The sequence below is a fragment of the Streptomyces sp. T39 genome (assembly GCF_008042045.1).
GTDB lineage: Bacteria > Actinomycetota > Actinomycetes > Streptomycetales > Streptomycetaceae > Streptomyces.
Map to the genome: position 1 here is coordinate 47,231 of NZ_RDBP01000039.1, position 24,638 is coordinate 71,868.

Annotated in this window: 17 protein-coding genes and 1 pseudogene; 16 read left to right on the plus strand and 2 right to left on the minus strand. The window is 74.5% G+C overall.

Annotated features, from left to right (window positions below; all coding sequences use genetic code 11):
* Nucleotides 1-96 precede the first annotated feature (96 nt).
* Nucleotides 97-777 carry an NAD(P)H oxidoreductase gene (locus tag EAO77_RS28095; RefSeq protein WP_187283449.1) on the plus strand — a complete coding sequence of 227 codons (681 nt, stop codon included), beginning with the start codon at nucleotides 97-99 and terminating at the stop codon, nucleotides 775-777.
* Nucleotides 778-868: 91 nt separating this feature from the next.
* Nucleotides 869-1,327 carry a GNAT family N-acetyltransferase gene (locus EAO77_RS28100; RefSeq protein ID WP_147991136.1) on the plus strand — a complete coding sequence of 153 codons (459 nt, stop codon included), beginning with the start codon at nucleotides 869-871 and terminating at the stop codon, nucleotides 1,325-1,327.
* 260 nt (nucleotides 1,328-1,587) lie between these two features.
* Here EAO77_RS28100 and EAO77_RS28105 read toward each other — a convergent pair whose 3' ends face one another.
* Nucleotides 1,588-2,748, minus strand: a complete 1,161-nt coding sequence (locus EAO77_RS28105; protein WP_261994177.1) for an SGNH/GDSL hydrolase family protein — start codon at nucleotides 2,746-2,748, stop codon at nucleotides 1,588-1,590.
* 414 nt (nucleotides 2,749-3,162) lie between these two features.
* Between EAO77_RS28105 and EAO77_RS28110 the strand changes: the two genes are divergently transcribed.
* The 13 genes and pseudogenes from EAO77_RS28110 (at nucleotide 3,163) to EAO77_RS28165 (ending at nucleotide 22,301) form a co-directional block, all read left to right on the plus strand.
* Nucleotides 3,163-3,633 carry a hypothetical protein gene (locus tag EAO77_RS28110; protein ID WP_147991137.1) on the plus strand — a complete coding sequence of 157 codons (471 nt, stop codon included), beginning with the start codon at nucleotides 3,163-3,165 and terminating at the stop codon, nucleotides 3,631-3,633.
* Nucleotides 3,634-3,999: 366 nt separating this feature from the next.
* Nucleotides 4,000-4,255 (plus strand): annotated as a pseudogene (locus EAO77_RS40455) (hypothetical protein).
* A gap of 199 nt (nucleotides 4,256-4,454) precedes the next feature.
* On the plus strand, nucleotides 4,455-5,684 hold the full coding sequence (locus EAO77_RS28120; protein ID WP_147991138.1) for a helix-turn-helix domain-containing protein: 1,230 nt from the start codon (nucleotides 4,455-4,457) through the stop codon (nucleotides 5,682-5,684).
* 55 nt (nucleotides 5,685-5,739) lie between these two features.
* A complete protein-coding gene (locus tag EAO77_RS38940) occupies nucleotides 5,740-6,180 on the plus strand; it encodes a hypothetical protein (RefSeq protein ID WP_187283451.1) in 441 nt (146 codons plus the stop codon).
* A gap of 448 nt (nucleotides 6,181-6,628) precedes the next feature.
* Nucleotides 6,629-6,925 carry a putative ATP-grasp-modified RiPP gene (gene tgmA, locus EAO77_RS28130; protein WP_147991151.1) on the plus strand — a complete coding sequence of 99 codons (297 nt, stop codon included), beginning with the start codon at nucleotides 6,629-6,631 and terminating at the stop codon, nucleotides 6,923-6,925.
* The gene (gene tgmB, locus EAO77_RS28135; protein ID WP_147991139.1) at nucleotides 6,922-7,887 is read left to right on the plus strand and encodes an ATP-grasp ribosomal peptide maturase; all 966 of its coding nucleotides are present in this window, start codon (nucleotides 6,922-6,924) and stop codon (nucleotides 7,885-7,887) included. The genes tgmA and tgmB overlap by 4 nt, the downstream gene beginning before the upstream one ends.
* Nucleotides 7,874-8,173, plus strand: a complete 300-nt coding sequence (locus EAO77_RS40460; RefSeq protein ID WP_261994178.1) for a hypothetical protein — start codon at nucleotides 7,874-7,876, stop codon at nucleotides 8,171-8,173. The genes tgmB and EAO77_RS40460 overlap by 14 nt, the downstream gene beginning before the upstream one ends.
* The gene (locus tag EAO77_RS28140; RefSeq protein WP_261994179.1) at nucleotides 8,170-9,063 is read left to right on the plus strand and encodes an rRNA adenine N-6-methyltransferase family protein; all 894 of its coding nucleotides are present in this window, start codon (nucleotides 8,170-8,172) and stop codon (nucleotides 9,061-9,063) included. The genes EAO77_RS40460 and EAO77_RS28140 overlap by 4 nt, the downstream gene beginning before the upstream one ends.
* Nucleotides 9,064-9,299: 236 nt before the next feature.
* Complete coding sequence (locus EAO77_RS28145) at nucleotides 9,300-10,160, plus strand: DUF4132 domain-containing protein (protein WP_147991140.1); 861 nt, start codon at nucleotides 9,300-9,302, stop codon at nucleotides 10,158-10,160.
* The gene (locus tag EAO77_RS28150) at nucleotides 10,157-15,334 is read left to right on the plus strand and encodes a hypothetical protein (protein ID WP_147991141.1); all 5,178 of its coding nucleotides are present in this window, start codon (nucleotides 10,157-10,159) and stop codon (nucleotides 15,332-15,334) included. Before EAO77_RS28145 ends, EAO77_RS28150 begins: the two co-directional genes overlap by 4 nt.
* Nucleotides 15,331-16,554, plus strand: a complete 1,224-nt coding sequence (locus EAO77_RS28155; protein WP_147991142.1) for an AAA family ATPase — start codon at nucleotides 15,331-15,333, stop codon at nucleotides 16,552-16,554. Before EAO77_RS28150 ends, EAO77_RS28155 begins: the two co-directional genes overlap by 4 nt.
* A 3-nt stretch (nucleotides 16,555-16,557) precedes the next feature.
* Nucleotides 16,558-20,433, plus strand: a complete 3,876-nt coding sequence (locus EAO77_RS28160; protein WP_147991143.1) for a vWA domain-containing protein — start codon at nucleotides 16,558-16,560, stop codon at nucleotides 20,431-20,433.
* Entirely contained in the window at nucleotides 20,430-22,301 is a 1,872-nt protein-coding gene (locus tag EAO77_RS28165; protein WP_147991144.1) for a hypothetical protein, read from the plus strand. The genes EAO77_RS28160 and EAO77_RS28165 overlap by 4 nt, the downstream gene beginning before the upstream one ends.
* A 243-nt stretch (nucleotides 22,302-22,544) precedes the next feature.
* On the opposite strand, the gene EAO77_RS28170 is transcribed toward EAO77_RS28165, so the two are convergent.
* Nucleotides 22,545-23,150, minus strand: coding sequence for a dienelactone hydrolase family protein (locus EAO77_RS28170; RefSeq protein WP_147991145.1), 606 nt, complete (start codon nucleotides 23,148-23,150; stop codon nucleotides 22,545-22,547).
* A gap of 554 nt (nucleotides 23,151-23,704) precedes the next feature.
* On the opposite strand from EAO77_RS28170, the gene EAO77_RS28175 reads away from it, so the two are divergent.
* On the plus strand, nucleotides 23,705-24,638 hold a 934-nt coding region (locus EAO77_RS28175; protein WP_147991146.1), incomplete at its 3' end, for a polyprenyl synthetase family protein.

The following is a 24,638-nucleotide window of genomic DNA, read 5'->3' on the forward strand; positions in this document are numbered from 1 at the left end:
ATCTCCTATGTTCGGGAGCGTTTCTCCCATGGATCATCTACGCCACCGCGGCTGTACTGGATCCATCGCACCGACCGACACCAGCCGGGAGACACCGTGACACAGCACGACAGCCATGCCAGGACCGCCCTCGTCGTCGTCGCACACCACCGCACCGATTCCCTCACCGCGCACACGGCCCGCCGTGCCGCCGAGCGCCTCGAAGCCGCCGGGTACCGCATCGACCTGCTCGACCTGCACGCCGAGGGGTTCGACCCGCGGATGAACGTGGCCGACCAGCCGGACTGGGGCAACAGGGAGAAGGCCTATTCGGACGAGACGCACGCCCATATGCAGCGCATCCTGGACGCCGATGCCGTGGTCGCCGTCTTCCCGGTGTACTGGCAGAGCGTGCCGGCCATCCTCAAGGGCTGGATCGACCGCGTATGGAACTACGGGTTCGCCTACGGCCGCAGCAAGCCCCGCCTCGCCGGCAAGCGCATGCTGTGGCTGGGCCTGGCCGGCGCCACCTCCGACGACCCCGTGGTGGAGGGGATGCAGACCGTCCTGGAGACCAATCTGAGCGAAGGCATCGCCTACTACTGCGGCTTCTCCCGTTCCACCGTCGGACTGCTCACCGACGCGGAGGAGCGCCCGCAGCGCATCGACGCACAGGGCAACCTCCTGGTCGGCGAGGCGGTCGCGGGCGCGGAACGGGAGGCTCAGTACGCCGAACTCGACCGTCGTGCGCAGAAGTTCGTGGAAGGCTTCCTCGCCGAGGAACTCCTGGCCGTCTGACGGGGGGACGCGCCGCGGGAAGGGCGCCGGCCCTCTCCCGGCGTGCACGGCAGCCCGGCGGAGCCCTCCTCGCAGTGGCAGACTGCGCGGCATGAATGATCACGTGCGTCTACGCGATGTCGAAGTGACCGATCTGGACGTGTTCTTCGCGCAGGAGCACGACCCGGAGGCCGCACGGCGGTCGAACTGGCAGCCCCGGGAACGGGATGCCTTCATGCACCACTGGAGGACCCGGGTCCTCGCGGATCCCACCGTCCACGTGCAGGCCGTCACCGTCGACGACGAGTTGGCAGGCAACGTCGTGGCATGGTGGGACGAGGAGAGGCGCTTCATCGGCTACTGGCTCGGCCGCGAGTACTGGGGCGGCGGCATCGGCACGCGGGCGCTGGCGCTCTTCCTCGAACGGGAGACGAACCGCCCCCTCCACGCCGATCCCTTCGCCGGGAACACCGGATCCGTGCGGCTGCTGGAGAAGCACGGCTTCCGGCGCACCGCGACGATCCTGCACGGCGAGGACGAACACATCATGCTGGTCCTCGACGGCCGGTGACCGGGCCGGTCCTCGACGGCCGGTGACCGGGCCGGTCCTCGACGGCCGGTGACCGGGCCGGCCCTCGACGGCCGGTGACCGGGCGGCGGCAACGGCTCGTCGCCACCGTGCGGCATGTCACGCGGCCGGGCGTGCGCGGCAGTCCGCGTCCCACCACGGACCGAGCGGGTGCGGGCGAAGGCCGCGGCGGCGGCCGGTGGGGCGTCTCCCCGCCCGGTGCCGGGGGCCGATCGGTGCCGGGGGCCGCTCGGCCCGCGGGGTCAGTGGAAGGGGCCGCCGTCCGCGAAGGCGTGGGCGGCGAAGCGTTCGCCCATCCGACGGTAGGCGGCGGCGTCGGGGTGGAGGCCGTCGGCGAGGTCGTCGGCCTCGTCCGGGCCGAGCAGGTCACGGCCGTCGAGGTAATGCAGGTGGGGGTCGTGTTTCCGCCGTACCGTCACGATCCGCTCCAGCTCCGCACGGACCACCGCCAGGGTCAGCGCTCCGGCGGCCACCTGTGCCGGATCGCCGACAGCCGCGATCTTCCCGTCCGGGCCCGTCGTGGTCGGGCCGGGGGCCTCCTCGTGTGCCGGACAGGCGATCGGGGACATCAGCAGCAGCGGGGTGTCCGGGTGGCCGTCCCTGATGGTGTCCAGGAATCCGTGCACGGCCGGGCCGAACGTCCGCAGCCGGAAGGCGGCGAGGCTGACGATGTTGATTCCCGCCTTGAGGCTGATCAGATCGGCGGGCATGTCGCGGATCGTCCGGGCGACGTAGGGGTCCAGCAGGGCGTTGCCCGCCTGGCTGAGGTTGATGACCTCCACTCCCCCGCGTGCGGCCGCCACCACCGGCCAGGTGCCGGTCGGGCCGTCGGCCTCGATGCAGTGGCTGATGGAGCTGCCGTGGTGCACCCAGCGGCGCCGGCCGTCCGCCGACGGCGGCAGCACGTCGCCGTCGGCGCGCAGCGCCACCAGTTCGGTGGGGGTCTGCTGCGGCAGCCACAGCTCGACGTCCTTCATACCGGCCGGCAGCCCGGCGAAGCGCACCGTCCCCGGCTCGCCCGGAATCACACGCGGCGCAGCACCGGGTCCCGCCATGCGCAGCACATTGCCCACCGGCGCCTGCCGGCGCCCGGCCAGGGCGCCGTTCACCAGCAACTCCAGCATCCCGGTCGGGCGGGGCCCGGGGTCGCCGTCGAGCTGCCCGGTGGAGGTGAGCACCTCGAACTCGAGCTCACGCGCGTCGGTGCGGAACACCAGCCGCACGCCCGAGGGCATCACGGTCACCCCGTGGACCGACGGGTCCTGGTACTGGTCCTTCGTCCAGGCCGGCAACCGACGCGGCATCACCCCCGCCGGCGTGATCTCCGCATCCAGCGCACCGCGCAGCTCCACCGGCCCGTCCATCAGCGGAACCGTCCGCATCGCCACCGTCACCGCTCCCATCCGAGGTCCGTCGACTGCCGGGATGCGTGCACGCGCCTTCCGCCACTGCCCTTGGCGCGCCAGCACGTCGTGGCCTTCGGCCTTCGCCGTCCCCAACCTAATGATCACCGACGCCGGTGACAATCGATCACCTCCTCCGGGCAACGACGACGGCCCGTCGCGTCCGGGGCCGCTGCCGGTTGTCGCGACCGCGACCGACGGGCCCGTCCGGCCGGTCGCCCGTGCGGCAGACCTCCGGGGTCTGTCGCCGCGACGGGCCGGACGGGCATCCTGATCCCGACAGCCGCCGCACGGGCGGCGGTTCACCGGTGGGCCGTCCGCGCACGAGTGCCGCGGCGAGGCACGACGGGAACCGCACGGCCGGGCGCGAGAGCACACCGTGGCGGGCGACACACGGCGGATGACGGGGGACCGATGAGCGCACGGACGTCCTGGGGTGCGGCGGTGCTGCTGGCCGGCGCGCTCGCCGCAGCCGGCTGCGGCACGGCCGGGCAGAGCGGCGGTCGGGCCGGGGCTCCGTCACCGGCCCCCGCGGCATCGAGCGCCGCTCCCCCGGCCCTGGCCCCGGCCCTGGTCGAACTGTCGGTCACCGGCGGCCTCGCGGGCGTGAGGGACGTCGTGCTCGTCCGGGAGGACGGCACGTACTCCACCTACCGCAAGGGCGGCAAGCAGGGGTCGGGACGGATGACGCCCGCCGAGCTGAACCGGCTGCGGGACGCGCTCGAAGCGGCTCGCTTCCCGACCCTGCCGCGCGAGGCGACGCCCGCGCCGGTCGCGGACGGATTCACGTACCGCATCACCCACCGCGGCCACGCCGTGACGACCGCCGACCCCGTGCCGCTGCCGGAACTCGGCGCCGTGCTCTCCGCTCTGCCGGACCGCTGAACACCACAGTCGTTCACCGATCCGCTGCCGGCCGGGATCGGCACGGGGTGCGGCATGCCGGTCGCGCAGGTCGTGCTGCGCCGGCTGATCCGGCAGCTCGGGACTGACCGAGCCGGCCGACGCGCAGCTCGCCGGACTGCCCGACGCCGTCGGGTGACTGCGCCGCAACGGCGACGCCGGCGACGAGATCTAGGGCCACGCGACGGGCAGCCGACCGCCTGCCCCGGCGGCCGGCCCGCTGTACCCATGGGTTCAGCGTCGGCGCCCCGCGCCCGGATGGCGAGGGCGGCACCGGCACCCCGGCACCGCGCTCGCCGTCGCCGGCGGCACCGCCCGCGTGATGGCGCTGCCCGGCGACGGTCACCTGTGACCGATCCGCCCCGGGGCGACGTCGCTCTCGAACTCGAACGCCTGCGAGCGACCGTCGAGACCGGGTTCGCCGAAGTCGACGGATCTCTCGCCCTGCTCGTTCAGCGATCCGACCAGACCGACGCCCGTCTCGCCGATCACGAGCAGCGTCTCGACGCCCTCGGAACGAATCCGGTGGCCGCTCCCGAGCATCCTTGCCGTAGTCGCCGTGATCGGCCTCGCCCTCACCGTGTGGCAGACCGCCACCCGCTGAACGCCCACGCCCCCTGTAATGGCCGAGGTCCGGTCCAGGGGGCCCTTCGTCGTTGCCGTGCACACTTCCTGACCGGTAGCACTCCACACTCAGCCTGCCCGCTCGGTACCGTCGTGGGTATGAGCCCGACGGATGGAGCACGGATGCCTAGCCGAACGCTGCAACACCGCCGGCCCCTCACTGCAAGGGGGGCGCGTTGATGTTGGAGGAAGCCGAAGAGATCGGTCGCCGCGCCCGACGCGCCCGGCTCCGACTCGGGATGCCGCAGGCAGATCTCGCGAGCGCTCTGGGCAAGTCTCAGGGGTGGGTGTCGAAGATGGAGCGCGGCCATATCGAGCTGGACCGCGTCGGCCTGCTCAATCAGGTCGCCGCAGAGCTGCACGTACACCCCAACGACCTGATCGGCCGCCCGTACAACAGCTCCCCAGACGAGAACCAATGGCAGGTGGCTGCTTCATCCATCCTGCGCGAGCTGCGCCGCTACGACCTCGCCCCGGTATTCGACGGAACCCCACGGCCTTCGGGCCGCCTTTGGCAGGAGACAACGCGTCTGCACCGTCTGCGCGACGCTGCGGCGAACGTAGCGATCATGCAGGTTCTGCCGGACATGTTTCGGGAGGCTCGCGCGCTCGCCGAGCTGTCGACCGGCCACGAGCGCGAGGAAGCGTTTGCGATCTACGCCGTGTGCTGCAAGTTTGCGCACACCGCCGCGCACGCGCTTGGACACCCCGAGTTGGTCGCCATGTCTTGCGAACGGGCGGCGTGGTCGGCCCGGCTCTCTGGCGACTCCGTCATGCCTGCGGTCGCGGACTGGATGCGTGTTTGGGACATGTGGGCAACCGCAGATTGGGCGGACGCCATCGCCCTCTCCGACCGGGCAATCGCCAGCGTGCAGCAGGGTTTCGATCAGGGCGACCCATTGGCCACGCGCGCGTGGGGGTCGCTGCAACTGCGGGCCGCCGTCTCCGCAGCGCGGGGTAATCGCACGGCGGAAGCCGAGGAGCGAGTCGGTCACGCGAGAACGGCCGCCGAACGGCTGAACGCGTACGTCGGACCCCCGATCTACGACCGGCACTCGCTCACGTTCTCACCCGGCAACGTGCAGATTCACGCGATCAGCGTCGCTCTTGAGATGGGCGAGCAGCGCAAGGCCCTGGCCATAAACCGACGCACCTCGCGGGGCTTGGTCTCCGCGCTCCCCAACTCCCGCCAGGGTCACCACCACATGGACATCGCGCGTGCATGGCTGTGGGACGGAAACCGCGACAAGGCCTTGCAGGAACTGGAGACCGCCGAACGCATCGCCCCGCAGCTCATCCGGAACCATCCCATCGCCCGGTCAACCCTGCGCAGCATCGTCTACGCCGAACGAGCTGCTACCCGTGAGAAGCTCCGTCGCATGTCGGACCGCTTTCACCTCGACGGATGAGGGTGATATTCCTCCGGTTCATATTCGTCCCGTAGCTCCCTCCTAGCTTCAGGGCATGGCCGAACAGACCTCGAAGCAACTCCACAAAATCGGCGTCGAATTGAGCGCCGGCAGTCCGTTTCATCCTCGACTCGGCGACCTCGCGCTCGACCTCGCAAAGGCCGGGCAGATCGGGGTCGTGGTCGCGTTACCGAGCGACAGCGCAAGGTCGTACCACCTGCGCCTGCCCGGCGGCGGGGTTGAGTGGAGGGCGAGCGCCGACGGCACAACCCTGCGCCCTGTCTCCGTTCCGATCACCCACGTCACCCCGCAGCGCCGCGACGTGGTCTACGACCACCGAGCGCAGAAGGCAGCGTTACCGGTGACGGTCCACCATGCAGACGGTGGAACCTCCGAGTCGCTGCTCATCCTCAGCCCGGCGGAAGTCGAGCTGTGTCATTGGCAACTCGACCAGATTCTCAGGCGCCGAGAGAAGGCTCAAGGGCTCGGGCCATGACCGCCCCCGTCGCGACGCACCGGCCGCCGAGCCGCCCGTGCGTGTGGAGGAGCGCCGCCGCCTTCGGCTGTGAAGTCGACGCCCGAGGTCTCTCCGGCAGCCATGAGGTCACCATCGCGTATCACCGGGCCGCCTCGCCCCGGACCCGTCCGCCCCACATCTGCGGTCGGTCTCGCTTGTCCCCACTGGTCGGGCATGGCGGACCGTGCCGCGTGTGCCTGGTGACCGCTCCCCTCTCGCTCACCGCCGACTCGGCCGCGACCGAGGCGCACCTGCGCGCGAGCTTCGCCCGCGGCCAGGTCATGTGGGGAACGGGGTTCGCCCGCCGGCGGCCGTAAAGGCTGCTGAGACACCAGACTCCCGCCTGTGCCGGAGGCTCGTTCACTCGATCGGTGGGGGCGGGGCTCCATCGCAGGACACCATCCACCCCTTGAACGGAAGGACCGCGATGTTCAACTACGCCGACCGATTCCCGACCGGCACCCCGTTGCCGCAGGGGCACCTCGTCCCGGCCCCGTGGGGCCTGCGCCGCATGGCGGCATACCCGGGCACCGACGTGCGCGAGTACACCCGCGTCGAGCTCGACCCCGTCACCCAGACCGGCCGCTACCTCGACGCCGCCGGTGTCCTGGTCACGTCCCCCGGGCACGGCACCAGCAGCGGCACCAACCCGTCGACCGGAACCTCGCCGGACGGCAACGCGGGCAGCGGGGACACGGACACCGGGAACGACACCGACCAGTGACACAAGAGCATCGACCGGTCGCCGTCGTCACCAACCTTGAGGACCCGACCGCAGATCTCGTGATCGCCGAGCTGTACGACCGGGGTGTCCCGGTCGTGCGGTTCGACTCCGGAGACTTCCCCGCAACCCTGTCGTGCTCCGCCCACATCGGCGGCGAACTGACACGGTGGCGCGGAAGCGTCGCGACACCCTCTCGCGTCGCCGAGCTCGGCGACATGCGGTCCCTCTACTACCGGCGACCGTCCGGGTTCGTCTTCCCCGACCTCGACGAGCAAGACGCTCGCTTCGCCGTCGCGCAGGCCCGATACGGGCTCGGCGGCGTGCTCGCGTCCCTCCCCGACTGCCTGTACGTCAACCATCCGAACCGCGTCGGCGACGCCGAGTACAAACCGGCCGGCCTCGCTGCGGCTGCCGCGAGCGGGTTTGCGCTTCCGCCCACTCTGATCACGAACCAGCCGGACCGAGCGCGGACGTTCATCAAGGAACACGGGCAGGTGATCTTCAAGCCTCTGTCCGTCCCCCTCTACCTCCGCGACGGTGTGTCTCAGACCGTCACAGTCGCCGAGGTCGCCGCCGAAGAGATCGACGACGCCGTCGCAGGGACCATGCACCTGTTTCAGGCGCGCGTCGACAAGGAGGCCGATGTTCGGGTGACGGTGGTCGGCGAACGCATCTTCGCTGTCCGCATCGACTGCGACCTGCTCGACTGGCGCACGGACTACACCACCCACACCTACAGCGTCATCTCGACGCCGCCCGCCGTCGAGCGTGCAATCTTCGCGTACCTTCGGCACTTCGGACTCGTCTTCGGCGCTTTCGACTTCGCCCTGACCCGTGACGACTGGACTTTCATCGAGTGCAACCCGTCGGGCCAATGGGCGTGGATGGAACCACCCACGGGCCTGCCCATGACTGCGGCCCTGGCTGATCTTCTGGAACGAGGAACCCATGCCACCCGATGACCTCGACACGACCGCCGCGAAGCTGCGGCAGCAGCTCGCCGACCAACTCGCCACCGGCGACTGGCTGCGCTCACCCGAGTGGCGAGCGGCCGTCGAGAATGTACCCCGACACGAGTTCCTGCGTCGGTTCTACACGGAGAACCTCGGCCCGGGGGTGACGTCCTGGACGCCGATCAACGCCGAACTCGTCGGCCTCCGCGAGTGGCTGACGATCGCAACAGCGACCAGACGCTCGTCACGCAGTTCGACGAGCGCCCCCTCTCCGAGGGCGACCACGAGCCCGTGAGCAACGCGAACCCGACGTCATCCTCGACACTCCCCTCGCTCGTCGTGCGCATGTTGGAAGACCTCGACGTTCACGACGACATGTCCGTGCTCGAACTCGGCACCGGCACGGGCTACTCGACCGCCCTTCTGTGCCACCGCCTCGGCGACAAGAACGTGACATCAGTCGAGACAGATCACGACGTCGCCGATCGGGCACGGATCGCGCTCGCGAGCTGCGGCTACTACCCCCGACTCCTGACCGAGGACGGCCGACGCGGCTACGCGGGCCCCGCGCCGTACGACCGGACGATCGCGACCTTCGGCGTCCGCAGCGTGCCGTCGGCGTGGGTCGAACAGACCCGGCCCGGCGGACTGATCGTGACCACGCTACGGGGATGGATGCGTTCACTCGGGCTCGTCCGGCTCACGGCGGAGGAAGGCGGCCGGGCGGAAGGTCGATTCGTTGCTGCTGACGCGAGCTTCATGATCGCGCGGCAGCAGGCGGCGCCGGCGAGTATGGGCATGATCCCTGCGCCGGATGAGGGCGAGACGCGGGAGACCCGGTTCGGCAGCGAGTTGTTTTCCGCGCCCGAAAGCGGGTTCGTGGCGCAGCTCGCCATGCCGAACGCCCGCGTCTTCACCATGCCGGACGACACCGGCATCGAGCACACCTACGTGCTGGACGCCGAGAACGAATCGTTCGCCGTGCTCACACACCGGGGGAACGGCGAGTGGACCGTACGGCAGGGCGGCACGTTCGGACTCTGGGATGACCTCGAAGAGTCCATCGACGAGTGGCACGCTGCTGGCTCTCCGCCCCCCACGGAATTCGGTGTCACCGTGGCCCCGGGCCAACAGCGGGTGTGGCTCGGTTCCTCCGATGGACCGCGCTGGACGCTGCCCACGTGAGGCATCGCCCGGCCCGTCACCTGTCCGCGAGGATGGACACGACGACGCGACCGTCCGGCGCAACGTCCGCGAGCAGGACGCGGACGCGCGCCCGGACGCCGAAGCGGACGGGGCCCGAACGCGTTGTCACTGGGTACGCCTAGAGTCTCTCCCACTCGTCACGGTGCGTTGCCGTGGGGGGTCTCATCAGCGTGCCGCCGGCCCGGCGGCGTCCGGAACAACGGGGAGAACAGCGCATGGGGTGGGTATCGGCGGGCGACTACGAAGTCGCTCTCGAGGCGGGCAAGGTGGTCTGCCGCAACGAGAAGGGCCGGCGGCTGAAGTCCGTCCCGGCCAAGCTGAAGGACGATCCGGCGGTCGTCGGGCTGCGGCAGTTGACCGAGTGGCTGGAGCGCCACGAACGCCGGTGCCTGACCGACGTCGAGCAGTGGATGGTGCGCTCGCTGCCCGTCCCCACGGCCGTGCTCGCCCGGGTCTGGCCCGACCCGGCGTGGCAGGCGGCCCTGCGGGACGTCGTGGTCACCGGCGCTGACGGCGGGGTCGCGGGGTTCCTGCGCGATGTCGACCCCGACCGCGGTCTCGGCCTCGTCGACCTCGACGGCGACACGGTCCGCATCACCCCGGACGTCGTCAGCGTGCCCCACCCCGTCCTCCTCGACGACCTCGACGAGCTGCGGGAGTTCGCGGTCGAACTGGGCGTGCGCCAGAACGTGGAGCAGTTGTTCCGCGAGGTGTGGCGCCGCCCGCCCGGCCTCACCCCGGACACCACCTCCGTGGACACGTATGCCGGCGGCGTGTTCAAGGAACTGCGGTTCCTGCACGGCCGGGTCACCCAGCTCGGGTACCGGTCGCGCGGCGGGTACGCGGTCTGCCCGGTCGTCGAGGACGGCGCGACCGCGGAGGCGCGAATCTGGATCGGCGAGCACGACGGATACGACGAGTACGGCACCGAGACGGGCCCCCTGGGCTGGACGGACCCCGCAGGGCGCGCGCTGACGGCGGCCGAGGTCGGCCCCGTCACGTGGTCCGAGGGCATGCGCATGGCGGCGGCGCTCTACGCCGGCCGCGACGTGGCGGACGAGGAGCAGGCGGCATGAGCACCACGACGACGAACACCGGCGCGGACACGACGGCTGCGGGCGCGGCGTCCCTCCCCGCCCAGGCCCGTGGCGAGGGTGCCTCCGCCTCCGCCGCCGAGGCCCGCGCGGCGGCCCTGCTGGACGCGGGCGCCGTCCTTCCCGCCGGTACCACCGAACGGGACGACGCCGACGTCCTGACCGCCCGCACCTACACCCACCACGCCCTCGGCGACCGCCCCGTGGTCCGGCTGGTGCCCGGCACTCTCGGTGAAGCCGAGGACCTGGCCCTGGAGTTCCTCGGGCTGACGCGGACCGCCGACGCACCCGTCGTGGGCCAGGTGCGCCGCGAGACGCTGGGCTTCCCGGCCTGGGCGCTGGTCAACGACCCGGCCAACGGGCACCACGCCCTGGCCCTGGTCAAGGACATCGAGCGGCTGGGCCGGCAGGCCCGGACCCGCGCCGGAGCGGCCAAGGAGGGCTTCGACGAGCTCGGCACCCGGCTCGGCCGGGCCGTTCCCCACTTCCTCCCCACCTACTACGAGCAGGTGGCGCGCCTCTTCCTCCAGGCCGAGAACACCACCTACGCCGCCTCCTTCTTCGGCAAGGCCCGCGAGGCCGAGCGGGTGCACGGGCTGGTCGTGGACGAGGACCGGCAGCGGGCCGTCTTCCTGGAGTTCGCCTTCGCCGGCGCGCTGACCGTCAAGGCGCTGCGGCAGTACGTGCGGGACCTGGTGGCCCGGCTCGCACCGGCGGACGCCTGGGCGCAGTTCCGCCGTCTGCTGGTCGAGCGCTGCGCGGCCGGCATGCCGCCGTACGCGGCGCTGCCGCAGGATGTGCGCGCTCTGGTCAAGGCGGCCGGGCTGGAACGCGAGACCGCCGAACGCGCGCTGGTGGCCGATCTGATCGGCTCTCCGGGAATCGTCCGCGCCCCCGCCTCCTTCTGGACGGCCTACCGCTCCGCGCTCGTCGACCTCGCCCGGCGGGATGCGGCCGTGCGGGCCCGGCTGCTCGGCTTCTTCCCGGAGACCTTCAGCGAGAGCGGCCGGGACGCGGACGGCGAATCCGGCTGGCTCGCGCTGCTGGCCGAATCCGGCGCCCAGGACCTGCTGACCGCCCTCCCGGACGCCTCCGGCGACGCCGACTCCGGCCCGTCCGTCTCCCCGGCGGACTGGCTCGCCCGCTGGGAAGCACACCGACGCCGCAACCGGGTCACCGCGGGCCGCAGCCCGGAGACCCTCGACCTGGCCGCCCGGATGGCGGACCGGCTGCGCGCGGACGGGCGGCCCGTCGAGCTGTTCCAGGGCCGCTGGCAGCGCACCGCCGACCTGGATCTCCTCGACCTCTGCCTGGCCTCCGGCATCCCCGTCGCCGAACCGGACGACCAGGATCCGGGTACCGCGCAGTCCGCCGCCGTCCCGCTCGGCCCGTGGCTCGCCGACACCGCGCCCGGCGCGCGGGACCTCACCGCCGTCGCCGAACGGCCGGTCTTCCGCGCCCTGCTGAGCCGGACCGTCGGCGGTCTCGGCGGCGGACACGGCCAGCGGCTGGGCGACGCCGGCATGGCGAAGCTGGCGGCGCACCCGGTGCTCTCCGAGGTCCTGCGGGAGTGGCTTACCGCCCGCGCCGAGGAGTACACGGCCGCGCGAGGGCTTCCCGGGCTGCACACCGCCTACAACAGGCTCTCGCCGTTCCGGGCCGTGGTCGCGGACGTCGCCCCGGAGGCCGTGCGGCTCCTGAAGTGCCATGACGTCGTTCCGCTGCTGGCCTCGACCCTGCGCACCGGCATCCTCGACGAACTGGGCTGGCCCGCGCTGGACGAGTCCTACGCCGAGCTGGCCGCGGAGGCCGACGCCACGCGTCAGCGGCGCCACCGGTCGGAGGGTGTCGGCGTCACCGGCGCCTGGCCCGCGCTGATCCTGAGCACCCTCGAACGGGCCGTGGTCGTCGGCCCGGACGGCGTGCTGCTGCGGCACACCCTGCGGCTCCCGGCCGGCGTCGACCACTGGCGGTCAGTCGCCTTCCGTTACGTCGACGGCGAGCTGCTGGTCATCTGGTGGGAGGACGGCAAGCAGCGCGGCTACTGGTCGCACCGTCCGGCCGAGGTGTTCACCGTCGGCGGCGAGCAGGTCCCCCGGTGGGGCGGCTCCCATCCGTCGGACGAGATCTGCCTGCCGCTGCCCGGCGGCGGCCGCGCCACCGGCGGCAAGGCCCTGCACGCGGGCGACACCTCCCTCCCGCCGCAGCGCGCCGTCATCGCCGACGGCACCGGTCACTGGCGGGAAGGCCACCAGGGCACGCAGCGGGTGTGGCTGGAGTACGACCCGGGCAGCGGCACGCACGGCCGCGCCTCCCTGCCCGCCTTCCTCCGCTCCGGGGTGCGGGACGGCGCCCGGCTGCTCACCGAGCACTGCCAGGTGCTGCCGCTCCAGCCCGGTCTGGAGACCACCCCGTTCGGCACGGACGGCACGGTCCTCGGCCGCTGGGTCCGCCGCACGGTCAGCGAGCCCGGCACCGCCGCCCCCGCGGACGGGCACCGGACCGTCGCCGGCACCCCGGACGGCCACACCGTGACCCTGCGGCACCCGCTGCCCGACGGCCGCTCCCCGGTGCCGCTCGGCGCCCTCGCACTCCCCGGTGGGGCACGCCCCGTCATGGCCCTCGCCGGGCGATCCGTCGAAGCTCACCCGGCCGACGCGGACGGCGCCGGCGGACGCCTGTGGTCCGTGGCCACAGGCTCCTCCGGCGGGAACGACGCGGCGGGCACTCCTTATGTGCCTCCCGTCGCCTACTGGCACGCCCTGCGCCCGAGGGACGAGGGGGGCTCGCACGCCCTGCGCAACCTGACGGACTCCCGGGCGGCAGAGCTGTTCAAGGAGGTCGCCGCGGCGGTCGCCCGGCACCTGGAGGCGTTCCGGGCCGTCGAGGAGTACACCGGGCCCTCCTCCCGGGAGCTGAGCCAGGAGGCCGTCGCCCGGGTGCTGCCCGAGGTGTCCGACGCACGGCTCCTCGCGGGCGTCACCGCGCTCGTCCGGAACGCGGTGGACCGGGCGGCCGCGACCACCGGGTATCTCGCACCGCCCGCGCCCGTGCGGCCCGCAGCTCCCCGCAACCCGGCGCACACCCAGGGGATGTTCTTCGACCGGGCGCCCGAGCACGGCGACGACTCGACCCTGCGCACGGCCACGGCCTGGGGCACCGAGCGGATCCACGGCGGCTGGTGGGGAGGCACGAGCCGGTGGACCACCATCCGGCAGATCCTCGCCGTCAACCATGTCCTCGGCGGCGAGCCGGCGTTCGGCCCGCCCGTGCGGTCCACGGTCGCGTTCACCCCCGTCGACGGCTGGCAGCGCGACGAGCACACCGTGCCCGGTGACGCCCCGGCCTGGACGTCGATCCTCGACAAGCTGCCCGAACTGGCCTACCGGGCCGCCAGTGCCACCACCTCCCCCGAGCACCGGGCCGGGCTCCTGCTGCTGCTGGACGCCCTCGCCGCGGGCCCGCTGGCCGACCCGGCGGGCACGGTCCGGCAGGTGGAGCTCGTCGAGCCGTTCGCCGGCGGGACGTCCGGGCAGGGACGCCCGGAGGCCGTGCACCGCCTCGGCCAGGTGCTGCGCAAGGGTGCCCGCACCGTCGTGGTCCTCGCCGACCACGGCCGCAACTCCCGGAACGACGCGGCACGGTGGCTGGCCCTGGACCACGACCCCACCGGCGCCTTCGGGCCCGTCCCCGGCTTCACACTGGACCGCGAGCGCGTCCACCGTGAGGGCATCGCCCGCGACCGGCTCACCCGGCTCACCGCCCTGGTACGGGAGCAGGGCCCGGCGCCCTGGCGGCCGGAGGCCGCCGAGGCGTTCCACACGGCCACCGGGATCGGTCCCCTCCAGTCCGCCGCCCTGCTGTCGGCAGCCGTCGAGGAGCCCGGCGCCGAGGCGCTCGCGCTGCTCGGGGCCAGGACCCGGGCCTTCGAAGCGGCCCAGGCACGGCTCGACGCCCTGCCCCGCGACGACCGGCACGCCCTGCTGCGGGCGCTGCTGCCCGCGGACCCGGCCGAGCTGTGGTCCGCGGGCCCGGACGTGCGGGCCGCCGCCGAGGTCTGGGAGCAGCGCCTGGCCTCCCTGGTCCGCGTCCCCGAGGAACTGGACCTCGACCTCTCGGGGACCGCCCCGGGCGCCGTCGACCTGGTCCTCAACACGGGTTCCCGGACCTGGCTCGCGCACGGCGCCGAGGTCCCGGACGGCACCGGCCGTCCCGGACTGCTCCGGGTGAGCGCACGCAGCGCCCTCTCCTCGGCCCTGACCGCCCTGCGCACCCTCGCCTACACGCTGCCGTACGGGCACCCCCTGCGGGCGCATCTGCCCGTCGGACTCGCGGCCCTGCGCGGCCGCCTCGCCGACCCGGCTCTGGTGCTGGACATCGGTCTGCACTGGACCGAGTCGGGACACTCGATCGGGCCGGCGGTCCGGGCCGCCCACGGGCTCCCCGAGTCCGGCGGGGCGGGCGCCGACGGCCTGGTCCGGGCCGGCACGGCGCTGCTCCTCGCACCCGGCCACGGCAGCCACGAGAAGCTGCTGATCCGCCCGGCGGGCCTGGCGGGCCCCGACGACCCGGCGTTCGGCCTCGTCGAGGGCACGGTCGGCCGCCACGGCGCCGGCGATCTGCTCGCCCTGCGCGCGCTGCTGCACGAGGAGGCCGATCTGCTGGTCTCGGCGGGCGCCCCCGACGGCTCTCCGCACCACCCGGCCCAGGACCCGGCGCGTGCGGTGCCGGACCTGGTGGTGGAGGCCGCGGACACCCTCAGCCTGAGCGCGGACGCCGCGGCCCTGTACCTGATGCTGCTCGCCCTGCCCGACCCGACGGACCGCAACTGCGTCCGCTGGACGGAGTGGAAGCCGGCACGGGTCAAGAAGGCCCGGGCGGAACTCGCCGCCACCGGCCTCGTCGTGGAGGCGAAGCGCTCCCGCGCCGGCCGCACCCTGTTCCTCCCCTGCGGCTGGCTCGAACGCGGCGCCCCCGGACTGCCGCTGGAGACCTGGAAGGAACGCCTGTACCCCGTGGAGGGGTCTTCCCGGACCCTGCCCCACCTCCCCGTGCCCGCGCTGTTCGCAGCCGCCTGGGCACGGGTCCGCGGTGGCGACGCCCCCGCCTTCGAAGAACTGGACACCCGCGCACCCCGGAAGGGCCGCCGCCGATGACGAGCGACACCACGACCCCCCTCGACAGCACCACCACCGACGGCGTCCCGGGCCGGGCGACGGCGCCCGGCCGGGAGAACCGCCAGGTCACCCTGCCCGAGGACCGGTACGCCGCCGAGCTGGCCTTCCTCGCCGCCCACGACGCCGGGCCGCGCCCGCCCGGCTGGCTGCTCACCCCGCGCGCCGTCGTCACCTTCGTGATGGGCAGCGCGGGCGAGGCGCTGAGTCTGCCGAAGGGCGCATCGCCCGGCGACGGGGTGCCCCGCCGTCTGGTGATCGAGCAGAAGTTCGTCGGCGAACGCGCCCTGGTCGAACGGTGCGTGGTCACCCTCGCCGGGGAGCGCGGACTCCTCCTCGTGGGCGAACCGGGCACCGCCAAGTCGATGCTCTCCGAGCTGCTGTCGGCGGCCGTCTGCGGCACCAGCGCGCTGACCGTGCAGGGCACCGCGGGCACCACCGAGGACCAGCTCAAGTACGGCTGGAACTACGCGCTGCTGCTCGCCCAGGGCCCCACCGAGCAGGCCCTCGTGCCCTCCCCGGTGCTCACCGCCATGACCCGGGGCGCCGTCGCCCGCGTCGAGGAGGTCACCCGCTGCCTGCCCGAGGTCCAGGACGCGCTCGTGTCCCTGCTGTCCGAGCGGCGGATCGCGGTACCCGAACTCGCGGGCGGCGAGGGCGCCCAGGTGCACGCGGCCCCCGGGTTCACCCTCATCGCCACCGCCAACCTGCGGGACAAGGGCGTCTCGGAGATGTCCGCCGCGCTGAAGCGGCGCTTCAACTTCGAGACCGTGGGCCCGATCGGGGACATGGACGCCGAGACCGCGCTCGTCCGCCGCCAGTCGCGGGCAGCGGTCGAGCGGGCCGGCACCGCCTACCAGGTGGACGACGCGGTCCTCGAAGCCCTCGTGACCGCCTTCCGGGACCTGCGCGAGGGCCGCTCCGTGGAGGGCTGGGAGGTGGAGCGCCCCTCGACGGTGATGAGCACGGCGGAGGCGGTCTCCGTCGCCGGCTCCCTGGGCCTGGCGGCCGCCTACTTCCCCGGCGACCGGGACGTGCTCTCCCTCCTGCCCGGCCATCTGCTCGGCGTCGTCCGCAAGGACGACCCCGGCGACGCTGCCCGGCTGCTGGGGTACTGGGACGGGCCGGTGCGCAGGCGCGCCGAGCAGGGGTCGGCCACCTGGCGTGCCCTGTGGGAGCTGCGCACGGTGCTGGAGAACTGACGGATGAGCCAGTCGACCACCCACGGGACGCGGTCCGCCACGGGGGCTCCGTCCAGCGCCGATGCCCGGCCCGGCACCCCGGCACCCCCCGCCCTCGATGCGCCGTCCGCCGCCACGGCGCGGGGGGAGGCGGCCGAAACCGCCACCCCGGAGGCCGCGGTGGCGGCTCTCGCGGCGACGGGGCCGGGGCTGCCGTTCCTGATCGGGGTGCGCCACCACGCGCCCTCGCTCGCGGCCGCCCTCCCGGCCCTGCTGGACGCGGCGGCCCCCGACGTCCTCCTCGTCGAACTGCCCGCCGAGTTCCAGCCCTGGCTGGGCTGGCTCGCCCACGAGGAGACCGAGGCCCCGGTGGCGCTGGCCGCCGTGCCCGCCGACGGGCCGGGCGCGGCGGGTGAACGCGGTCCCGCCTTCTACCCGTTCGCGGACTTCTCGCCCGAGCTGGTCGCCCTGCGCTGGGCGGCACGCAACGGCGTACCGGCCGTGGCCTGCGATCTGCCGCTGGCCGACCGGGCCTGGGCGCGGGGCGGGCCGGACACGCCCGCGCCTCCGGGCGCCGGCTCCGCACCCGTACCGGAGGAGGGGCACGGACTGTCCGCCGCGCTCCGGTCCCGGCTCACCGGCCGCGACGGGGACGACCTGTGGGACCGGCTGGTCGAGACGCCCGCGCCCGGATCGCCGCCCGAGGCGCTCCGCCGTGCCGCCCTGCTCACCGGCTGGGCGCTGCGGTACGAGGCCGAGGCGCGGGGCGGGGTGGACGGCACGGACCTGGTGCGCGAGGCCTGTATGCGCGCACATGTCGCCGAGGCCCTCGCGAGCGGGCGGCGGCCCGCCGTGGTGGTGGGAGCCTTCCACACCCCGGCGCTGCTGCCGGCCGCCGCCGGGGTGACCGCCCCCGGCGCGCCGCGCGTGCCCCCCGCCGCGTGCGAGCCGGGCACCGAGGATCCCGTGGCAGGCGCGGCGGACACGTGCACGGTCTCCCTGATCCCGTACACGTACCCGCTCCTCGACTCCCGGTCCGGGTACCCGGCCGGCATCCGGGACCCGGAGTGGCAGCACACCGTCCTGGAGGCCGCCGGGGACCCGGCCGCGCTGCACGAGGCTCTGGTCCGCACCGCGGTCCGTGTCTGCGCGGCCCTGCGCGAACAGGGCCACCCCTACGGGCCGGCGGAGGGCCGGGAGGTGGTCCGGGTCGCCGGGGACCTGGCCCGCCTGCGCGACCTGCCCGCCCCCGGTCGCGGCGAGCTCCTGGAGGCCGTGCAGACGGTACTGGGACGCGGCGAGACGTACGGCACCGGCCGCGCCGTCGCCCAGGCCCTCGAACACGTCCTCGTCGGAGCCCGCACCGGACGGCCCGCACCCGCCGCTCCGCGCAGCGGTCTGGGTCCCGCCGTCGAGGCCGAGACCGCTGCGCTCTCCCTCCCCGGCCCGCAGGACGCGCACGAGAGGGCACCGCGCGACCTCCGGCTCGACCCGGCCCGCTCCGCCCTCGACGGACGGCGCGAACTGCTGCTGCGCAGACTGACGGTGTGCGGCATCCCCTACGCCCAGGAGCAGGCGGTGACGGGTGCCGCGGGCTCGGAGGGGCTGACGACCCGCTGGCAGGTGCGGTGGACCCCGGCGACTGCGGCGATGCTGACCGCCGCCGGAACGCGCGGCGTCACCCCCGCCCAGGCGGCCGAGGGGGTGCTTCGGCAGCGGCACGCGGCCGAGTGCGCGCAGGGCGGCCCGACGGCCGCCCAGGTCGTGCGGGGCCTCCTGGAGGCCGCCGAGTGCGGGCTCCCGGTCCTGGCCGGCGAGCGGCTCATGGAACTGACGGCCGTACTCCCCGCGAGCGGCACCCTTCCCGAGATCCTCACCGGGCTCGACCTCCTGGACCGCATCGACGCGGGACATCTGCCCGGCTTCCTCTCCCCCGGCGCCCCGACAGCCCCGGACGCTCCCGTCGACCCGTCGGTCCCCACGGCCCCGGACGCTCCCGACGCCTCCGACGCCTCCGACGGCGCGGACGCCACCGCCTCGCCCACCGCCACGGCCCCCGTGTCCGCCCGTGCCGCCCGCATCGCGCACGCGGCCGAGGTCKMGACCTCGGCCGCGGTCCGCCAGGTCGACGGCCTGACCGGCTCCGAGGAGCCCGGGGACGCCCGCGCCCTGCTCGAACTGGCCCAGCGCGCCGACCGGGTGGGCGGCATCCGGCTCAACGGCGCCCTCGCCCGGCTGGCCGCCGTCGGCACCCCGCTGATCGCCGCGGCCGCCGGAGCGGTGCGGGTGCTCACGGGCCACGAGGAGGCCGGGGCCTTCGGGGAGCGCCTCGCCTCCTGGGTGGACGGAGCCGTGGACAGCGCCTCCCGTGCCGCGCTCACCGCCCGTCTCACCGGCGTCCTGACGGCGGCCGGCCCGTTGCTGACCGTCGGCGTCGGCGCCCTGGACCCGTTGCTGCACCGGGTCGTCGAGCTGGACGACAGCGCGTTCCTGGCCCGGCTGCCGTCTCTGCGCGGTGGTTTCGACACCCTGAGCCCCGCCGCCCGGGACCGGCTGCTGGACACCGTCGAGGAGCGCCTGGGCGAACGCGTGGACACCCTCGACGCCGACGACCCGGCCGAGCTGGCGGCCCGCACGGCCGCCGATCTCGCGGCCCGCGAACTCCTCACCGGCCTCGGCCTGCCCGTCCCGCCGCCCGTCCACGACGACCGTCCGCCGTCGCCGTCCGGTCACCGCGCCGCCACGCCTCCCGTCTCCGCCGCCCCCGCGTCCACCCCCGCGCGGACCCTCGCGCCCTGTGACCGGTGGCGGCTCGTACTCGGCCGGCGTCCCGACCGACTGCCGTCCGGCGCCGCACGCCTGGCCACCGCTCTGGACGAGCTCTACGGCGCGGGGCGCGGCGAGGGGTCGCGCGGCGGCGTGCCCGGTCCCGGCGAGGGCGGCGGGCGCGGCGGACGCGAGGCGTCGTTCCCCGGCGTGCGGGAGTGGTCCGAGGAACTGGCCGCGCTGTTCGGCCCCGGCATCCGCGAGGAGGTGCTCGCCGCCGCTGCCGCGACCGGCCGGCCGGACGTCCTCGCCGAGCTCGACCCGTCGGCCGCCACCCCCTCCGTCGAACTGCTCCGGACGGTCCTGCGGTACGCCGGCGGCCTCCCCGAGGCGCGTCTGGCGGCGCTGCGGCCCCTGGTCCGCCGCCTGGTGGACGAACTGACCCGGCAGCTCGCGACCCGGCTGCGGCCCGCCCTCACGGGCACGATGTCGGCCCGGCCCACCCGCCGCCCGGGCGGCCGGCTGGACCTGCCGCGCACCCTGCGCGCCAACCTGGCCACCGCCCGGCGGACGGCCGACGGCACGGTCCAGGTGATCCCCGAGAAGCCGGTGTTCCGCAGTCGCACCCGCCGGTCGGCCGACTGGCGCCTGATCCTGGTCACCGACGTCTCCGGATCCATGGAGGCGTCCACGATCTGGTCCGCGCTGACCGCCTCCGTGCTCGCCGGGGTGCCGACCCTGAGCACCCATTTCCTCGCCTTCTCCACGGAGGTCGTCGACCTCACCGGCCATGTGCACGATCCGCTCTCGCTCCTGCTGGAGGTGAGCGTGGGCGGCGGCACGCACATCGCCGCCGGGCTGCGGCACGCGCGCAGCCTGGTCACGGTGCCCACCCGCACCCTCGTCGTCGTCATCAGCGACTTCGAGGAGGGTCCGCCGCTCGGGGGGCTGCTGGCCGAGGTGCGGGCCCTGGTGGCCACCGGCTGCCACGTCCTGGGGTGTGCGAGCCTCGACGACGCGGGGCGGCCCCGGTACTCGACGGGCGTCGCCGGTCAGGTCGTGGCCGCCGGCATGCCCGTGGCGGCCCTCAGCCCACTCGAACTGGCCCGCTGGATAGGGGAGAAGACCGCATGACCGCCGCCCAGTTGCCACCCGTCGCGCCGGAGGTCACGGCCACGCTGGTGGAGGACCTCTCGCCCCGGCTCCGCAAGCGGCTCGACGCGGCGGTCACCAAGCTCGGCGCCCGCCCGGCGCACCGCGACGGGGACACGGTGACGATCGCGGTCGACGACGAGACCGAGTTGCGCCTGCACGCCCCGGGGGGCGTGGTGGCGACGGCGGACGCGATCAGCTGCGGCTGTCTCCTCGCCCCGGCCTGCGTCCACCGTGCGGCCGCCGCCTGCGCCGCCCCCACGGCGGACCCGGCGCGGGAGCCCACCGGCGACACGTCCGCCCGGACGGCCCCCGAAGCCGCTCCGCACGCAGGGGAACCGGCCTCCGCCGCGGACTCCACCGCCGGCGCCGCCCCCGCCCACGGCACCGCCCCCTCGTCCGAGGTCGCGAGCCCGGCGCAGCGTGCCGCGGCCGGTGCCCTGTGGGCGGCGGGCGCCGCCGTGCTGGAGGCCGGCGTCGACGGCGCGGGCGCCGTCGCCCAGGCGGCACTCCTGCGCGCCGCGCACACCGCCCGGCTCCGGCACCTGCCGCGCGCGGCGGGCGCCGCGCTGTCCGTCGTCACGCTGCTGCGCGCGGCCCGCGCGGGGGACCCTTCGTACCGGACCGCCGACCTCGTCACGGCCCTGGCCGAACTCCTGGGCACCGCCCACCGGGTGGGGACCGCGTCCGGGGCGGAGCTGGCGGCCGTCCGGGGCCTGGCACGCCGCCCGTACAGCCCTGACGGCTCGCTGCGCCTGTACGGCCTGTTCACCGAACCCGTGGTCACCGACTCGGGGCACGGCGGCGTGCGCACCTGGGTCGCCGGAACGGACGGCCGGCTCTGCACGGTCGGCGACGTGGCACCCGGCGGCGTAGGGCGCGCTCTGGGGGTGGCCGACCGGGCCGTGCGCCTCGGGGACTGCGCGCTCACCCACCGGGAGCTGGGCAGGGCCGGCCTGGCGGTCTCGGGGGCGACCCTCTCGCCCGACGGCAGACTGGGCGCGGGGAAGGGCGTCAGGGCCGTCACCGCCCGGGGCGCGGCGTGGACGGAGCCGCCGCTCGCCGCCCTGTGGCAGACGCCGCCGTCCGAGCAGGCCGCCCGGGCCCTGCGGTCCGCCTCCCGCTTCGCGGATTCCGGCGGCGGTGGCAGCGACCTGCTCTTCCTGGACGTCGAACTGCTCGGCGCCGTACGGGAGCCGGGGGGAACCTGTCTGCTCGCGCTGTGCGAGGGGGGCGTTCCCGTCCGGCTCACCGTCGCCGACGACGACCCCGCGCTGGCCCACCGGGACAATCTGATGCTGCTGGCCACGGCACCCGGGACGCGGCTGCGGATCATCGGCCGCCTGGTGCCCGCCCTCCACCCCAGGCTCGTCCTGCTCGCCTGCTCGCACCCCACCGGTGAGGGCACGATCGACCTGGGTTTCGACCGTCTGCGCCGCGCCGACCTCCCCGTTCCGGGCGCCGGCGTGCACCTCGCCCCGCCCGTGTCCGGCGGCTTCGGCGCGCACTCGCCGCTGCACCTGCTGGAGCGCCGCGCCGAACAGACGGTCACGGCGGGCCGCGCCGCCCTCGGCATGCTCGGTGACGTCTCCGCCGAGGCCCGCCGGCTCCGCCGGGCGGGGCTTCCCACGGCCGCCGGCCTTCTCACGGCCCTGTGCGCCTCGGCGGCCCGGCGTGGACGCGACCCCTTCGGCCGCCTCCTCCCCGCCGACACCGACGGTTTCGCCGGCCACTGGCTCTCCGCCGCCCGCTACGCATCCGCCGTGTCCGAGTCCCTGTGCGCGGCGGCCTGGGGAACGGCGCGGGAGAGCCCGGTCGCGGCGCCGTCCGTCCCGGTACCGACCTCCTGACGGCGGGCGGCGGACTCGCCCCACGCGGCCTGCCGGATCCGGGCGGGGGCCGCGGCGGTGCGCACCCCGGGTCGGGCCTGCCCTGCCCCGGGGTGTCCACCGCCGGCGGAGCAGACAGGGCGGGGCGGGCAGGGGCACCGGCCGGTTGGGCGGCAGGTGCTCGGGCGGACGACGGCCGTGACGAGGACCGGTCCGCGACGGCGCATCGTCCGTCTTCCTCGCTCGTCCCGGTGGTCCACGGGGTCAGGTCGTCGGTCCCGACCCCGTCGGCCGGCCGATGCGGTCGAGGAAGGCGAGCACCCGGTGGGTGACCTGCGGTGCGGCGTGCCCGTCGTACGACGGCAGGCTGCTGTCGGTGAACAGATGCCGGTCGCCGGGGTAGAGGAACAGCTCGGCATCCGCCGCCGTCCCGACGAGCGCGCGGGCCGCGTCCACATCGCCCTCACCGGAGAAGAACGGGTCCGCGTCCATGCCGTGCACCTGGACGGGGACGTCCTGGGGCCAGGCACCCCCGAACTCCGAGAGCGGGAGGCACGCCTCGATCAGCACCGCCCCCTCCGCGCCGGGACGGGTCTGCGCGAGTTTCTGCGCCGGCAGGACGCCGAGCGAGAATCCCAGGTGGACGAGTTCCGCGGGCAGCCCCTCGGCGACGGCGGTTCCGCGCGCGACGAGGGTGCCGAACCCGACCTTCCCGGCGTACTCGATGCCCTCCTCCAGGCTGTCGAACACCTGTCCTTCGAAGAGGTCCGGGGCATGGACGGTGTGTCCCGCCCGTCGCAGGTGCTCGGCGAACTCGAGGACACCGGCGGTCAGTCCGTGTCCGTGGTGGAAGACCAGCACCTCGGCCATGTCGCTCCCCTCCTGTGGCGTGCCCGGGCGGCACCGCAGCACGAGTATGGACCGCCGCACCGACAGCGGCGGGGGCCCGCGGCACCGCGTCCCGGCCGTGCCCTGCCGGTCCACGCCCGTCAGCAGTGCGGGAACGGGCTTCGGCTCCCCGGCTCATGGAACCAGGGACGTCCCGAACCCGAGTCCTCGGTGCCCCCGTGGGGGCGGTGGGCGGTGCCCGAAGGCGTCCTCCGCGACGGCCCGCCCCCGCCGGATGTCCATGACCGGTTCCGGTTCGGCCACGGCGTGTTCGAGCACACCCTGGCCGGTTGCCGGCCATCCGCAGCCCTGGCAGCGCGCGATCCCCGAGGGCCCCACCCGGCACGTGCACGCGGGCAGGTCCTAGCCTGTCGGCGGGGGCGGCAGCGCCGTGAACCGTCCACCGCGGCCCGCGCGTCGTGCGCGCGCACGGCGGCCGAGCCGGAGCCGGACGGGCTCCGGCTCGTTCGGCAGCGGGCGACCGGTGCCCGCCGGGCCGTCGGCCTGTCCGCGGTGTCCAGCAACCTGGGAGAGCAATGACCCTTCAGACCCCGGCCGGTGTTCCCGAACGGCTCGCCGGGCACCGGGACCGCTTCGACGTGGTGTTCGCGGACTACTTCGCCGGGGTGAGCGCGCGGGCCCTCCCGCGCGGTTCCTATGTGCCGCAGGCCCTGGAGCTGGTGCGGGACATGTCGTTGCGCGGCGGGAAGCGGCTGCGGGTCGCGCTGGTGCACGAGGCGGCCCGGCTGGTGACCGCCGGTGCGGTGGCCGGGCTGGACGAGGCCGCGATCAGCATCGAGTTGCTGCAGACGCACGGGCTGATCCACGACGACATCGTCGACGACTCCCCGGTGCGCCGGGGAGCGCCGTCCGTCTACTACGCCTACCGGGAGCGGTTCCCCGACCGGCCGCAGACGGCGCTGGGGCTGGCGGTCCTGGCCGGTGATCTGGCCGCGTTCCTCTCGGTGCGGGTGCTGCTGGACGCCCCGCTGCCCGCGGGGACGCGGCAGGCGATGGCCGCCGTGCACGCGGCGGCCGCGGCGGACACGGTGATGGGACAGTTCCTCGACCTGGAGCGCGATGCCGGCCCGGTCCCCGACCGTGAGGTGCTGGACACCGTGGCGGAGTACAAGACCGCCCGGTACTCGCTGCTCGCCCCGTTGCAGCTCGGCCTCCTCGCGGCCGGCGAGGACCCGGCCGCCCACCAGGAGGAGCTGGCCCGGTACGCGCGGTCCGCGGGGGTGAGCGGGCAGATGCGCGACGACTACCTCGATCTGTTCGGGGACGCCGGCCTGATCGGCAAACCGGCCGGGTCGGATCTGCGTTCGGGCCGCCGCAGCTACACGGTGTGCGCCGTCCTGGCCGCGACGAGCGGCGCGGAGCGTGAGCTGGTCGAGTCGGCGCTCGCCGGTCCCGGCTGTCCACCGGAGACCGTCGCCCGCATCCAGGACATCGCCCGGCACCACGGCG

Excerpts from the sequence above, each read along its gene's own strand:
- EAO77_RS28100 (WP_147991136.1), top strand. The coding sequence starts at position 869 with ATGAATGATCACGTGCGTCTACGCGATGTCGAAGTGACCGATCTGGAC.
- EAO77_RS28105 (WP_261994177.1), bottom strand. The coding sequence starts at position 2,748 with ATGGGAGCGGTGACGGTGGCGATGCGGACGGTTCCGCTGATGGACGGG.
- EAO77_RS28110 (WP_147991137.1), top strand. The coding sequence starts at position 3,163 with ATGAGCGCACGGACGTCCTGGGGTGCGGCGGTGCTGCTGGCCGGCGCG.
- EAO77_RS28120 (WP_147991138.1), top strand. The coding sequence starts at position 4,455 with ATGTTGGAGGAAGCCGAAGAGATCGGTCGCCGCGCCCGACGCGCCCGG.
- EAO77_RS38940 (WP_187283451.1), top strand. The coding sequence starts at position 5,740 with ATGGCCGAACAGACCTCGAAGCAACTCCACAAAATCGGCGTCGAATTG.
- tgmA (WP_147991151.1), top strand. The coding sequence starts at position 6,629 with ATGTTCAACTACGCCGACCGATTCCCGACCGGCACCCCGTTGCCGCAG.
- EAO77_RS40460 (WP_261994178.1), top strand. The coding sequence starts at position 7,874 with ATGCCACCCGATGACCTCGACACGACCGCCGCGAAGCTGCGGCAGCAG.
- EAO77_RS28145 (WP_147991140.1), top strand. The coding sequence starts at position 9,300 with ATGGGGTGGGTATCGGCGGGCGACTACGAAGTCGCTCTCGAGGCGGGC.
- EAO77_RS28150 (WP_147991141.1), top strand. The coding sequence starts at position 10,157 with ATGAGCACCACGACGACGAACACCGGCGCGGACACGACGGCTGCGGGC.
- EAO77_RS28155 (WP_147991142.1), top strand. The coding sequence starts at position 15,331 with ATGACGAGCGACACCACGACCCCCCTCGACAGCACCACCACCGACGGC.
- EAO77_RS28165 (WP_147991144.1), top strand. The coding sequence starts at position 20,430 with ATGACCGCCGCCCAGTTGCCACCCGTCGCGCCGGAGGTCACGGCCACG.
- EAO77_RS28170 (WP_147991145.1), bottom strand. The coding sequence starts at position 23,150 with ATGGCCGAGGTGCTGGTCTTCCACCACGGACACGGACTGACCGCCGGT.